A 12,921-nucleotide genomic window follows, 5' to 3' on the forward strand; every position below is an offset into this window, starting at 1 on the left:
AGCCATGGACCTGACCGCCGACACCACCACCTCTCAAGGCTCCACCGCGACGCCCGACGTGTCCGGCGGCCGCAACGACGCCACCCAGGTCGTGGGCCACGGACTGGCGTATCTCTGTGGCCGGCCGCTCGGGGAGATCCTCCGCGCGCTCGTTCCCGCTCTCACCCCGGAGAAGATCCAGGAGGCGCTCGCCACCCAGCAGGAGAAGGGCGGGCGGCTGGGTGAAGTCCTGGTGGGCATGAAGGCGGTCAGCGAGGAGGACGTCGCTCGCGCCCTGGGCCACCAGTTGGACCTGCCCTACCTCCAGCGCATCTTCGTGGAGGAGGTGGACGCGGAACTGGTCAAGCGCATCCCCATCAACTTCGCCCGCCAGACGCAGCTGCTCCCCATCTCCCAGGAGGGAGACGAGGTGGTGCTCGCGGTGGCGGATCCGCTGGACACCACCGCGTTGGACCACGCGCGCCTGCTCTTGGGTCAGGGCATCCAGCCGCGCATCGCGCTCGCCTCCACCATCGTGGACGCCATCAACAGCGTGTACGACCGCTCCGTCAACGAGGCGGAAGCGCTCGTGGACGAGATGGAGACCACGGAGGACCTGGACTCGCTGGCCCATGAGCTGGAGGAGCCCAAGGACCTCTTGGACGCGGACGACGAAGCGCCCGTCATCCGGCTGGTGAACTCCGTGCTCTTCCGCGCCGCCAAGGAGCGCGCGAGCGATATCCACATCGAGCCCATGGAGCGCGAGCTCCTGGTGCGCTTCCGCATCGACGGTGTGCTCCAGGAGGTCATCAAGCCGCCCAAGCGCTACCAGAACTCCATCATCGCGCGCGTGAAGGTGATGGGGCAGCTCAACATCGCGGAGAAGCGCCTGCCGCAGGACGGCCGCATCCGCATCAAGCTCGCGGGCCGCGACATCGACATCCGTCTGTCCACCACGCCCACGTCCTTCGGCGAGCGCATCGTCATGCGTCTGTTGGACAAGACGGCGACGCTGCTGGACCTGGGCGAGATCGGCATGAGCCCGCAGGTGCTGGGCAACATGGAGTCGGTCATCAAGCGCTCGCACGGCATCGTCCTGGTGACGGGCCCCACGGGCTCCGGCAAGACGACCACGCTCTACGGCGCGCTCTCCAAGATCAACACGCCGGACCTCAACATCCTCACCGTCGAGGACCCGGTCGAGTACCAGCTCAAGGGCATTGGCCAGATGGCCATCGCCCCGAAGATCGGCCTCACGTTCGCGCAGGGCCTGCGCTCCTTCCTCCGCCAGGACCCCGACGTCATCATGGTCGGTGAGATCCGCGACAAGGAGACGGCGGAGATCGCCATCCAGGCGTCCCTCACGGGCCACCTGGTGCTCTCCACGGTGCACACCAACGACGCGGCCGGCGCCGTGACGCGACTCGTGGACATGGGCGTGCAGCCCTTCCTCGTGGCGTCGTCGCTCACGGGCATCCTCGCCCAGCGCCTCGTGCGCCGGGTGTGCCCGGACTGCCGCCAGCAGTACACGCCCACGGACGCGGAGCTGAAGGAGCTGGGCTACACGGTCGCGGACTTCAAGGCGAAGTTCGGCACGGACCGCATCTACCGCGCGACGGGCTGCCCGTCCTGCAACCGCAACGGCTACCGCGGCCGCTCCGGCATCTACGAGTTCCTCTTCGTGGACGACGACGTGCGCCAGTTGGTGCTCAAGAACGTGGACGCGTCCACCATCAAGAAGTCCGCCCTGGCCAAGGGCATGACGACGCTCTTGGACGACGGCGTGCGGAAGATCGCCCTGGGCGAGACGACCATCGCCGAAGTGCTGAGCATCACGCAGGAGGACATCTAGGTCCGCCATGCCCGTCTTCGAATACAGAGGCCTTGATTCCCAGGGCAGGCAGAAGAAGGGCCTGCTGGAGGCGGACTCGCCCAAGACGCTGCGCTCCAAGCTGCGCGCGGACGGCATCTTCCTCACGGACGTGCTGGGCCAGGCGGAGGGCAGCCGCGCGGGCGTCGCCAAGGGCGCCAACGCGTCCCTGCTGGCGCGCGACGTGGACCTGCGCAAGCTGGGCCGCGGCCGCGTGTCCACGGAGGACGTCGCCATCCTCACCCGGCAGCTGGCCACGCTGCTGGGCGCGGGCGTCACCATCGTGGACTCGCTCAACGCGCTGGTGGACCAGGCGGAGAAGGAGCGCCTCAAGCGCGCCCTGTCGGACATCAAGCAGCGCGTGAACGAAGGCTCGTCCCTGGCGGACGCGTTCAGCCAGCACCCGAAGATCTTCCCCAGCATCTACATCAACATGGTGCGCGCGGGTGAGGCCTCCGGCGCGCTGGACCAGGTCCTCCTGCGCCTGGCGGACTTCACGGAGAACCAGGCCAAGCTGCAGCAGAAGATCATCGGCACGATGATCTACCCCGTCATCATGCTGGCGGTGGGCGGCGGCATCCTGGTGCTCCTGATGGTGTTCGTCGTCCCGAAGGTCACGAAGATCTTCGAGACGATGAAGGCCACCCTGCCCCTCAACACGCGCATCCTCATCGCCGCGTCCAACATCATGCAGGCGTGGTGGTTCATCATCGTGCCGGCCTTCATCGCCGGCGTGGTGATGTTCATGCGCTGGACCAAGAGCCCCAAGGGCAAGCCCAAGTGGGACCGCTTCGCGCTCAAGGCCCCCATCTTCGGCAGCCTCGTGCGCCTGCTGGCCATCTCCCGCTTCGCGCGCACGCTGGCCACGCTGCTCAAGAGCGGCGTGCCCATGCTGGCCGCGCTGGACATCGTCAAGGCGGTGATGACGAACTCGGTGCTCGCGGACGCGGTGGAGAACGCCCGCGAATCCATCCGCGAGGGCGAAAGCATCGCCAACCCGCTCAAGCGCTCCGGCCAGTTCCCGCCGCTCGTGTACCACATGGTCGCCATCGGTGAGAAATCAGGGCAGTTGGAGGACATGCTCCTGTCGGTGGCGGACTCCTATGAGACGCAGGTGAACGTGCGCATCGGCGCGCTCACCAGCCTCCTGGAGCCCATGCTCATCGTGGTGATGGGCGTGATGATTGCATTCGTCGCCCTCAGCATCCTGATGCCGATTCTGCAGGTGAACACGGCCATCCATTAGGAGCAGGGGCGCACGATGAACGACACGCTCGACCGGTGGATCCAGCGCGCCACGCTGATGGGCCTGTTGGCCCTGGCCGCCACGTTGGCGACGGTGGGGGCCTCCCTCTACGCCCACCGGGACCCGCCCGCGGCCTCCAGCCCGGGCACGAAGCCCTGACCCTTCTGACATCCCGACACACCCATGGCGCGGTGGCTTGCCAGAAAGTCACCCGAAGGTGAGTGAAGACATGCACACGACGAACGCGAAGAAGCAGCAGCGCCGCAAGAACCGCGGCATGACCCTCATCGAGATCATGGTGGTCATCACCATCCTCGGGCTCATCGCGGCGGCGGTGGGCGTGGCCGTCATTCCCAAGCTGGAAGAGGCCAAGCAGGACACGGCGCGCCTGGACATCCGCAACATCCAGAGCGCCATGAAGCTCTACTACACGAAGAAGGGCTCCTACCCGGACACCGCCACGGGCCTCAAGGCGCTGGTGGACACCAACAACCTGGAGCGCATGCCCATGGACCCCTGGGGCCGTGAGTACGTGTACATGAACGAGGGCGGCAAGCCGGTCATCACCAGCTACGGCGCCGACGGCAACCCGGGCGGCGAGGGCTCCGACGCCGACATCTCCTCCAAGGACCAGAACGCCAAGCAGTAACAGGCGTTTTCCTGAAGCAAAGCCGCGCCTCCCGCGTGTTGTCGTAGGAATGCCCGTGATGACTCCCGAGCACACTTCCTCACCGACGTCCGCGCGCGAGGCGCGCGCCGTTTCCAGCGGGCAGGCCCGCGCCCGTTCGCAGCGGACGGGCCGCCTGCTGCTCCTGGGCGTCTTCGTGGTCGCCTCCCTGCTTGCGTTCACGCTGGTGTGGGTGACCGAGGACAACACCCTCACCCCGACGCAGCGCCAGGCGCGCGAGCAGATCCGCCGGCTGGAGGGCTTCTTCAAGGCCTACCACCGGCTGATGGGCTCCTTCCCCACGCAGGCGGAGGGCTTCGCGCCGCTCATCGCCTCCAAGGTGCTGGACGGCACGCCGCTCGACCCGTGGGGCCACCCGTACGTCTACCGCATGGAGGGCAAGACGGGCGCCGTGCTGTCCCTGGGCTCCGACGGCAAGCCCGGCGGCACCGGCGACGCCGCGGACATCTTCTCAGGCGGCATCGTGGCACAGGAGGTGCAGCCTTGAAGCTGGCCATGTCCCCTGCTCCCGCCCGCCGCCGTCGCGCCCAGCGCGGCCTCACGCTGATTGAAATCTCCATCGCGCTGGCCATCGCGGCGGTGATGTTCGCCGCGGTGACCATTGGCATCGGCGCCATCACCGGCGCGAAGGCGAAGGGCAGCGCCACGGAGCTCGCGGGCGTCATCCGCTCGCTCTACGACTCGGCGGCGCTCAGCGGCCGGACGTGCCGGCTGGTGTTCGAGATCCCCGACCCGAAGCGCGAGGAGGCCACGAAGTACCACGCTGAATGCGCCGCGGGTGGCGTCACCACCTCGCGCGACCGGGACGCGGCGCTCCGCGATGAAGCGCGCGACCGTGAGCGCGCCCGGAAGGAAGGCAACAGCGGCGGGGACTCGCGCAAGAACTACACGCGCTCGGAGGGCTCGCAGCCGTCCGCGCAGGAGCTGATGGACGAGGAGAAGAACCGCATCGAGTCCCAGTCCACCTTCTCCGCGTACACGGCGGAGGAGATCTCCCCCAAGACGCTGCCGGCGGGCGTGGCGGTGTCGGTGTGGACGCGGCAGCAGCGGGAGCCGGTGGAGAGCGGCGTGGCCTATCTCTACTTCTTCCCGCAGGGCTACACGGAGAAGGCCATGGTCTTCCTGCGCCAGGGTGACAACGCCTGGACGCTGGACGTGTCACCCCTGACGGGCAAGGTGTTCATCGCATCCGAGGCCCTGGAGGTGCCCCGCTCATGACGACCCCAACGCGCAGGCGCGGGGGCTTCACCCTGCTGGAGACGATGGTGGCCATGGCCATCCTCAGCGTCGCGCTGATGGCCATCTTCGACCTCAACTCCGGGGCGGTGGCGAACCACGTCTACACCAAGCGGCTCACCGTGGCGGCGCTCCTGTCCCGCTCGAAGATGACGGACCTGGAGCAGAAGCTCTACGACGACGGCTTCGAACAGGACGACGACGAGCAGTCCGGCGACTTCTCCGACGAGGGCTGGCCCCAGTTCAAGTGGCGCGCCCGCATCATCGCGCCCAAGACGGACGGCGTGACGCCGGATCAGCTCATCGGCGCCATCTTCAACCTGCCCATGGGCGGCGGCGACTCCGGCGACCCGCTGGGCGGCCTGGCCGGCCTCTTCGGCGGCGGCGGCGGTAGCGACGGCAAGGGCAGCACGCCCCCCGGCGGCACCACCACGGCCAGCCCCCTGGGCGCGTCCGCCATGAGCATGGCGCAGCCCATGTTCACGCAGATGGTGGACCAGCTCACCAAGTCCGTCCGCGAGGTGCACCTCACGGTGTACTGGAGGGAGGGCACCCAGGTGGAGAGCGTGGACGTGGTGACGCACGTCGTGTCCCTGGGGCCCGGCGGCGACCGCAACGGCGGCTTCACGCCCAACGCGGGCAGCACTCCGGGCGCGGAGAACCAGTGGGTGAACCCGCGCACGGGCCAGGTGGTGGACAACCCCATCCCCGGCCCCAACGGGCAGATGCTGGACCCGAACACGCGCGAGCCGCTGGTCAACCGGAAGGCCCAGCTCGATCAGCTCAACCGGAACATGGGCGGCGGCACCGGGAACACCGGCATCAACCCGCGCGCGCCGGGCGGTGGCATCTTCGGCGGTCGCGGTGGCCTGCCCAACCTGCCGAGCCTGCCTCGCGGAGGGAGCATCCGATGAAGCGGCGCATGCGTGGCTTCACCCTCATGGAGGTCATGGTCGCGGTGGGCATCACCGCCCTCATGGGCACCGTCGTGGCCCTGGCCTTCCAGACGGGCATCAACGCCAAGGAGGTCGTGGAGGGCGAGGCGGAGCGCTACCGCATGGTGCGCGTGTCGCTCAACCGCATGGCGCGCGAGGTCGGCTCCGCGTTCGTGAGCGACCGCTATGATTTGCGCCGCTTCCGCGACCAGAACGACCGGCCCACCAACTTCATTGGCGAGCGCGACAAGCTGACCTTCACGACGTTCTCGCACCAGCGCCTGTACACGGACGTGAAGGAGTCCGACCAGGCGGTGGTGGAGTACTTCGTGGAGAACTCCTCCGAGCGCGGCGCCCGGCAGCGGCAGGACCTGAAGCGGCGGGTGAACCCCAACGTGGGGGACCGCATGGACCGGGGCGGCACCACGGACGTCCTCTTCGAGGGCGTCAAGAGCGTGGAGTTCGCCTACTGGGACTCGGACAAGAAGGAGTGGGACGACGAATGGGACACGCGGCGCACGGAGAAGAAGGACATCCTCCCCTCGCGCGTGCGCATCACCGTCATCGCCCTGGATGAGGCGGGCAAGGAGGCGCGCTACACCACGCAGGCGCGCATCCTGCTCAACACGACCCTGCCGAGGTTCAACTGATGGCCTTCCCCTACTTCCAGCAGGCGTCCCGCCGGCGCGGCAAGGCGCGGACGGCCGTCCCGCGGGCTCCGGAGCGGCAGCGCTCCCCCGCGGAGCGCAAGCACCGGAGATCGCGCGGCGTGGCGCTCATCATCGCGCTCGTGTCCATCACGCTGCTCACGGTGGTGGCCACGGAGTTCGCCTACAACAGCCGCGTGGACCTGCAGCTCGCCGCCAACCAGCGCGACGAAGTGCGCGCCTACTACATGGCCCGCTCGGGCATCTCCCTGGGGCGGCTGCTCCTGCGCTTCCAGAAGCAGGTGGACCAGACGCCCATCCCCAACCCCGCGAGCCTCCTGAGCGGCCTCATGGGCGGGGCACTGGGCGGCGGCACCGCCGGCGGCGCCGGCGCGAACGCGTTCCAGCCGCAGTCGCTCAACCTCCAGCTCTGGAAGCTGGCGCGGGTGGACTGCCACATGCTCAAGGGGCTGGTGAAGAGCGACGGCGCGGAAGGTGAGGACGGCCGCCCCGTGGAGACGGAGCCCGTGCAGGTGGACTCCAACTTCCAGATGGAGGGCGAGGACGGGGAGAGCGCGGCCACGCAGATGGCGGCGCAGGTGCAGCGCAGGTCCTTCGGCGGCTTCGAGGGCTGCTTCCTCGCGACCATCAGCGACGAGGAGGAGAAGCTCAACGTCATGCGCCTGAACACCGGCGGCGCGGAGGCGCAGGCCACCGCCCTGCGCATGGCGGACATGTTCGCGGACAAGCGCTTCGAGTTCCTCTGGCAGCAGGACGACGCCAACCACGTGCGCTCCACGCCGCAGGACACCGTCATCGCGCTGAAGGACTGGTCGGACGAGGACACCACGCAGTCCACCTTCAACCGCAACGACCCCACCAACCCCTTCGTCTCGGGCTTCGCGGACGAGGGTTCACCGTACAGCCGCTACGAACCGCGCTATGACGTCAAGAACGCGCGCTTCGACAGCCTGGATGAGCTGTACCGCGTGCATGGCGTCAACGACCGCTTCATGGCGGCCTTCCGCGACCGGCTCACGGTGTACCCGGACATCAACTCCAAGCCGAACATCAACACCGACGACCCCATCATGCTGGGGCTGGCCATCATGTCCGCGGCGGACCCCAACCGTCCGGACCCGCGCCTGACGGACCCGGTGTTCCTCAACGAGCTCATCAGCCGCATCCGCGCCGCGCGCATGTTCAACTTCTTCGGCATGTCGGTGGCGGACTTCCTGGGCGTGGTGGAGCAGGCGGGCATCGCGGTCAACCCGCTGATCAAGGGCAACGTCCAGCAGAACCGCTACCTGGGCGACAAGAGCAAGACGTTCACCATCAAGTCCGTGGGAGAAGCGGGCAGCGTCCAGAAGACGCTCACCGCGGTCATCCGCCTGGACGACGGGCTGGGCAAGCTCGTGTATTACAGAGAGGAATAGCATGGCCCGCATTCTTGGCCTGGACCTGGGCAGCCACTCCGTGAAGGGGGTGGTCCTCACCTCCGGGACGAAAAGCAACACCACCCAGGCCTACGCGGAGGTGCGCCGCGCGCAGGAAGGCGACCGCGCGGACACGCTGCGCGCCGCGGTGGAGGAGCTGCTCGGGAAGATGCCGCAGGGGCACGTGGACCAGGTCGTCATCGCCCTGCCCGGCCCGTCCCTCACCACGCACGCGGTGAGCCTGCCCTTCTCCGACAGCAAGCGCGTGGAGGCGACGCTGCCCTTCGAGGTCGGCAGCCAGCTGCCGTTCGACATCTCGGAGGTCGTCTACGACTACCAGGTGGTCGGCCAGAAGGACACCGGCGGCAAGGAGAAGGCCGCGGACCTGCTGGTGGGCGTGGTGAAGAAGGAGGAGCTCCAGTCGCTCCTGGCGCTGCTGGGCGGCCTCCAGGTGGACCCGCGCGTCATCACCCACCCGGCGCTCGCGTACCAGAACCTCTTCACCCAGCTGCCCGGGCTCTTCGAGGGCATGAGCGAAGGCGGCCCGGTGGCGGTGGTGGACATCGGCCACGAGCGCACGGCGGTGGCCATTGGCCAGCCGGGCAAGGGCGTGGAGTTCGCGCGCACCTTCGCGGGCGGCGGGCGCGACCTGACGCGCGCCCTGGCCACGGAGTTCCAGACGACGGTGCCGGAGGCCCACGCGTGGAAGGAAGCGCATGGCGCCATGGCCAGCGCCGCGCAGGGGCCGGACGCCGAGCGCGCCGCGAACGCCTTCGTGCGCGGCCTGCAGCCGGTGCTGCGCGAGCTGCGCCCGTCCTTCAAGGCCTTCGCCGCGCGCACCCGCCAGCAGGTCTCCGCGGTGGTGCTGTGCGGCGGCACCGCGCGGATGCCGGACCTGGCCGAGCAGCTGTCCAAGGACCTGAACCTGCCGGTGCGCGTGCTGGCGCTGCCGGTGGACGCGACGGAGAAGATTGGCCCCCGGGAGACGCCGTCCGCGGCGCAGGCGTACGCGCTGGCCATGCGCGGCAACGCGGCCGGGGCGAAGGCGCCGCGCTTCAACCTGCGCCGGGGTGAGTTCGCCTTCAAGGGCGGCTACGACTACGTGAAGGACCGGCTGGGCCTGCTGGCCTCCTTCGCGGTGACGCTGCTGCTGCTGCTCATCGCCTTCGGCGTCGTGCGCAACACGGTGCTGTCACGGCGCGAGGCGGAGGTGGACGCGGTGCTCTGCAAGACGACCCAGCGCATCCTGGGCACCTGCGAGACGAACTACGACCGCGCGCTGAACATGCTCAAGGGCGTGGAGAGCCCCGCCGCCGCGCTGCCCACGATGTCCGCGGTGAACCTGCTGGCGGAGGTCACCCAGCGCGTCCCGCCGGAGGTGCCGGTGAAGTTCGACCGCATCCAGGTGGACCTGGACCGCATCATGCTCCAGGGAGAGACGGACAGCTCCAAGCAGATCGACACGCTCTCCGCCGCCTTGAAGGGCCACCGCTGCTTCAAGGACGTGAAGGAGGGCAAGGTGGAGAAGACACGCGACGGTCAGAAGGTGACCTTCCGCCTGGACGTGCAGGTGCAGTGCCCCGGCGAGACGCCGGCGGGAGAGACGTGACATGGGAAAGCTCAAGGAACTCTTCGCGCCCCTCCAGACGTGGTTCGAGCGGCTCTCCGACCGCGAGCGCAAGCTCGTGGCGCTGGCCGGCTCCGCGGTGCTGGTGTTCGTGCTCTTCGTGACCCTCTTCAGCTTCGCCAACAGCGCGCAGGGCTACCGCCGGCGCACGCAGGACAAGCTGGCGAAGCTCCAGGAGGTGCAGGCGCTGGCGATCAGCTACGGCCAGGCGCAGGCGGACCGCCAGAACGTGGAGCAGCAGCTCACCCAGAGCAACGTGCGGCTGATCACCTACATTGAAGACAAGGCCACCGCCGCGGGCCTCACCGTCCCAAACATGACGCCCAAGGGCGACGTGGGCGTGGGGGACGGGAAGATCATCGAAAGCTCCGTGGAGCTGACCTTCACGGACGTGGACCTGCGCAAGCTGACGGACTTCCTGCGCACGGTGGAGACGGGCCCGGGCATCGTGAAGGTGAAGTACCTGCGCGTGGAGCCCCGGCCCGCCACGGACACCCTGACGGCGTGGACGACCGTCGCCACCTACCGGATGAAGCAATAGCCCATGGCCACTGAATCCAAGACCGCCCGCTGGAAGCTCGTCCTGGGCTACGCCGCCTTCGCGGTGGTGGCGTTCATCCTCTGCCTGCTCATCACCTTCCCGTACGACGCGGTCCGCTCGCGGCTGGTGACGGAGGCCGCGGCCCACGGACTGGCGGTGCGCATGGACAGCCTGCGTCCCGGCCTGTCCGGCGTCACCGCCACCAACGTGCGCCTGAGCAAGCCGCCCACGCCGCTGGGCGCGGAGTCCGTGGCGGCGCTCGCCCGGGGCGAGTCCGGCGGGCTGGGCCCGGACGAGCTGGGCCAGGCGCTCATCTTCGACAGCGTGGCGCTGCGCCCGTCCCTCTTCCCGCCGGGCCTGGTGGTGAAGATGAAGGGCATGGGCGGCACGGTGAACGTCCACGTGGGCGGCCTGAGCGGCACGTCGCTGAACGTGGACGTGGACGGCGTGCAGGCCGGCGGCGGCAACCTGCCGGCGTACACCGGCGTGGACATGGAGGGCACCCTCAACGCGAAGCTCGCGCTCACGGCGCCGGGCACCCTGATTCGCGGCCAGCCGGTGGACTGGTCCCAGGCCTCCGGCACGGTGGCGCTGGACACCCAGGGGCTCACCATCAAGGGCGGCAAGGCGGCCATCCCCATGGGCGGTGGCCCCGCCATGCCCATGGAGCTGCCGCGCGTGGCGCTGGGCGAGCTGAGGGGCGACCTCCAGTTCGACAAGGGCATGGGCACGGTGCGCGACCTGAACCTCAAGAGCGAGGACCTGGAGGGCTCCGGCACCGGCACGCTGAAGCTGGGCCGCCGGCTGGAGTACAGCGAGCTGGGGCTCGACGTGCGGCTGAAGTTCGAGCAGGCCTTCCAGCAGCGGCTGGGCCCCCTGGCGCTCGCGGTGAACATGCTGCCGCAGGACCGGGACAACCCGGGTTGGCGCGGCGGCCGGCTCACCGGCATGGTGAGCAGCCCCCGCTTCGGTCCCAAGCGGTAGGCCCCCGGTTGATGCCCGCGCACGCGCCGTGTAAAGCGCTGCGCGCGGCCCCGGGGTGTCCGGGCTTGGGAGAGAGTTCGTAATGCCGGAGCTGGTGTTCTTCCGTCGAGGCGAGGAAGTGCTGCGGGTGGCGGTGGACCGGGCGCGGGTGGTGCTCGGCCGGGGCGACTCCAGCGACGTGGCCATTCCGGATCCGGAGGTGAGCCGCCAGCAGGTGGCCCTCCTGTGGGACGGCCAGCAGTGCCGTGTGGAGGACCTCTCCGGCAAGGGCACGAAGGTCGCGGGCGCGCTGGTGGAGCGCGCGGACCTGCCGGACGGCGCGGACATCGAGCTGGGCCAGTGGCGCGCGGTGTTCCGTCAGCACGGCGCCAGCGACGACGCGGACGCGGCCACGGAGGCCGGCAGCGCCACCGCCGTGCAGGGCCGTGACTCGCAGCGCTGGCAGCCCGCGCAGTTGCGCGTGAAGCAGGCCAACACGGAGGCCGTGCACCGGCTCACCGGCGACAGCTTCACGGTGGGCAAGGACGCTGGCAACGACCTGGTGCTCCAGGACCGGTTCATCTCCGGCCGGCACCTCAAGGTGACTCGCCGCGACGGCGTCTTCCACGTCGTGGACCTGCGCTCCACCAACGGCACCTGGCTGGGGCCGGTGCGCCTCTTCGAGGCGGAGGTGACGCTGCCCACCACGCTGCGCGTGGGCGAGGCGGAGCTCATCCTGGAGACCGTGCCCGCGGCGAAGAAGGAGGCGCAGGCCTTCCACGGCATCCTCGGGAGCGACCCGTCCGTGCGGCAGCTCACGGACCTCATCCAGCGCGTGGCGCCGTCCACCGCGGCCGTCACCATCCTGGGCGAGTCCGGCACGGGCAAGGAGCTGGTGGCGAACGCGCTGCACGCGTGCTCGCCGCGCGCGAACCGGCCGCTCATCCCGGTCAACTGCGCCGCCATCTCCAAGGAGCTGATCGAGAGCGAGCTGTTCGGCCACGAGAAGGGCGCTTTCACCGGCTCCGTGGGCGCGCGCAAGGGCGCCTTCGAGGAGGCGGACGGCGGCACGCTGTTCCTGGACGAGATTGGCGAGCTGCCCCTGGACCTCCAGGCGAAGCTCTTGCGCGCGCTGGAGAGCGGCGAGATCAAGCGCGTGGGCGCGAGCCGCCCTTTGCACGTGGACGTGCGCGTGGTGGCCGCCACCAACCGGGACCTGCTGGCGGCGGCGCGCGAGGGCCGCTTCCGCGAGGACCTGTACTACCGCCTGTGCGTCGTGCCCCTGCACCTGCCGCCCCTGCGCAACCGCCGGGGGGACGTGGTGGCGCTGTCGGAGCACTTCGTGCGCGCGTTCGCCCCGCGTGGACAGACGGTGCGCTTCACGCCGGCCGCGTTGGAGCGGCTCCAGCAGCACGCGTGGCCGGGCAACATCCGCGAGCTGCGCAACGTGGTGCACCGCGCGCTCTTGCTGCGCAAGGGCCCGTCCATCGACGCGAGCGACCTGTCCTTCGATCAGGAGGTCAACCGCGAGACGGGCATCACCGTGCCGGAGCTGCCGCCGGGCATGACGCTGGAGCAGATGATGGAGAAGCTGGAGCGGCAGATCATCGAGACCGCGCTGCGCCGCTTCAACAACAACCGCGAGCGCGTGGCGCGGGAGCTGGGCCTCGCGCGCTCCACCCTCTTCAAGCGCCTGAAGGACTGGGGCCTGACGAAGCAGGACGAGCAGGAGTGATTCCGCGGGCGCTTCCGC

At 69.4% G+C, this 12,921-nt stretch carries 13 protein-coding genes; all 13 read left to right on the top strand.

All coding sequences use genetic code 11. The features are described 5' to 3' along the window. The first annotated feature begins 4 nt into the window (after positions 1-4). Positions 5-1,831 carry a type II secretion system ATPase GspE gene (gene gspE / locus ACX114_RS27830; RefSeq protein WP_459289424.1) on the top strand — a complete coding sequence of 609 codons (1,827 nt, stop codon included), beginning with the start codon at positions 5-7 and terminating at the stop codon, positions 1,829-1,831. Between the two features lie 7 nt (positions 1,832-1,838). Continuing rightward, entirely contained in the window at positions 1,839-3,095 is a 1,257-nt protein-coding gene (gene gspF, locus ACX114_RS27835; RefSeq protein WP_459289426.1) for a type II secretion system inner membrane protein GspF, read from the top strand. Positions 3,096-3,110: 15 nt separating this feature from the next. Further along, positions 3,111-3,254 (top strand): hypothetical protein, encoded by a 144-nt coding sequence (locus ACX114_RS27840; RefSeq protein WP_206791913.1) that lies wholly within the window; start codon positions 3,111-3,113, stop codon positions 3,252-3,254. A 70-nt stretch (positions 3,255-3,324) separates the two neighbouring features. Next, positions 3,325-3,744 (top strand): type II secretion system major pseudopilin GspG, encoded by a 420-nt coding sequence (gspG, locus tag ACX114_RS27845; RefSeq protein WP_459289428.1) that lies wholly within the window; start codon positions 3,325-3,327, stop codon positions 3,742-3,744. A 58-nt stretch (positions 3,745-3,802) separates the two neighbouring features. Next, complete coding sequence (locus tag ACX114_RS27850) at positions 3,803-4,270, top strand: type II secretion system protein GspG (protein ID WP_459289430.1); 468 nt, start codon at positions 3,803-3,805, stop codon at positions 4,268-4,270. Positions 4,271-4,278: 8 nt separating this feature from the next. Then, positions 4,279-5,001 (top strand): pilus assembly FimT family protein, encoded by a 723-nt coding sequence (locus ACX114_RS27855; protein WP_206791894.1) that lies wholly within the window; start codon positions 4,279-4,281, stop codon positions 4,999-5,001. Then, positions 4,998-5,933, top strand: coding sequence for a type IV pilus modification PilV family protein (locus tag ACX114_RS27860; RefSeq protein WP_459289432.1), 936 nt, complete (start codon positions 4,998-5,000; stop codon positions 5,931-5,933). Before ACX114_RS27855 ends, ACX114_RS27860 begins: the two co-directional genes overlap by 4 nt. Then, positions 5,930-6,604: a type II secretion system protein GspJ gene (locus ACX114_RS27865; protein ID WP_459289434.1), complete on the top strand. Its 675-nt coding sequence runs from the start codon at positions 5,930-5,932 to the stop codon at positions 6,602-6,604. Before ACX114_RS27860 ends, ACX114_RS27865 begins: the two co-directional genes overlap by 4 nt. After that, positions 6,604-8,037: a type II secretion system minor pseudopilin gene (locus ACX114_RS27870; RefSeq protein WP_459289436.1), complete on the top strand. Its 1,434-nt coding sequence runs from the start codon at positions 6,604-6,606 to the stop codon at positions 8,035-8,037. The genes ACX114_RS27865 and ACX114_RS27870 overlap by 1 nt, the downstream gene beginning before the upstream one ends. 1 nt (position 8,038) lies before the next feature. After that, a complete protein-coding gene (gene pilM, locus ACX114_RS27875) occupies positions 8,039-9,646 on the top strand; it encodes a pilus assembly protein PilM (RefSeq protein WP_459289438.1) in 1,608 nt (535 codons plus the stop codon). A gap of 1 nt (position 9,647) precedes the next feature. Next, a complete protein-coding gene (gene gspM, locus ACX114_RS27880) occupies positions 9,648-10,205 on the top strand; it encodes a type II secretion system protein GspM (RefSeq protein WP_459289440.1) in 558 nt (185 codons plus the stop codon). Positions 10,206-10,208: 3 nt separating this feature from the next. Then, a complete protein-coding gene (gene gspN, locus ACX114_RS27885) occupies positions 10,209-11,189 on the top strand; it encodes a type II secretion system protein GspN (protein WP_459289442.1) in 981 nt (326 codons plus the stop codon). 82 nt (positions 11,190-11,271) lie between these two features. Next, on the top strand, positions 11,272-12,903 hold the full coding sequence (locus ACX114_RS27890) for a sigma 54-interacting transcriptional regulator (RefSeq protein WP_459289444.1): 1,632 nt from the start codon (positions 11,272-11,274) through the stop codon (positions 12,901-12,903). Positions 12,904-12,921: the final 18 nt, after the last annotated feature.

The organism is Corallococcus sp. M7 (assembly GCF_054512695.1).

Coding starts and splice junctions, on each gene's coding strand:
- gspE (WP_459289424.1), top strand. CDS start 5: ATGGACCTGACCGCCGACACCACCACCTCTCAAGGCTCCACCGCGACG.
- gspF (WP_459289426.1), top strand. CDS start 1,839: ATGCCCGTCTTCGAATACAGAGGCCTTGATTCCCAGGGCAGGCAGAAG.
- ACX114_RS27840 (WP_206791913.1), top strand. CDS start 3,111: ATGAACGACACGCTCGACCGGTGGATCCAGCGCGCCACGCTGATGGGC.
- gspG (WP_459289428.1), top strand. CDS start 3,325: ATGCACACGACGAACGCGAAGAAGCAGCAGCGCCGCAAGAACCGCGGC.
- ACX114_RS27850 (WP_459289430.1), top strand. CDS start 3,803: ATGACTCCCGAGCACACTTCCTCACCGACGTCCGCGCGCGAGGCGCGC.
- ACX114_RS27855 (WP_206791894.1), top strand. CDS start 4,279: ATGTCCCCTGCTCCCGCCCGCCGCCGTCGCGCCCAGCGCGGCCTCACG.
- ACX114_RS27860 (WP_459289432.1), top strand. CDS start 4,998: ATGACGACCCCAACGCGCAGGCGCGGGGGCTTCACCCTGCTGGAGACG.
- ACX114_RS27865 (WP_459289434.1), top strand. CDS start 5,930: ATGAAGCGGCGCATGCGTGGCTTCACCCTCATGGAGGTCATGGTCGCG.
- ACX114_RS27870 (WP_459289436.1), top strand. CDS start 6,604: ATGGCCTTCCCCTACTTCCAGCAGGCGTCCCGCCGGCGCGGCAAGGCG.
- pilM (WP_459289438.1), top strand. CDS start 8,039: ATGGCCCGCATTCTTGGCCTGGACCTGGGCAGCCACTCCGTGAAGGGG.
- gspM (WP_459289440.1), top strand. CDS start 9,648: ATGGGAAAGCTCAAGGAACTCTTCGCGCCCCTCCAGACGTGGTTCGAG.
- gspN (WP_459289442.1), top strand. CDS start 10,209: ATGGCCACTGAATCCAAGACCGCCCGCTGGAAGCTCGTCCTGGGCTAC.
- ACX114_RS27890 (WP_459289444.1), top strand. CDS start 11,272: ATGCCGGAGCTGGTGTTCTTCCGTCGAGGCGAGGAAGTGCTGCGGGTG.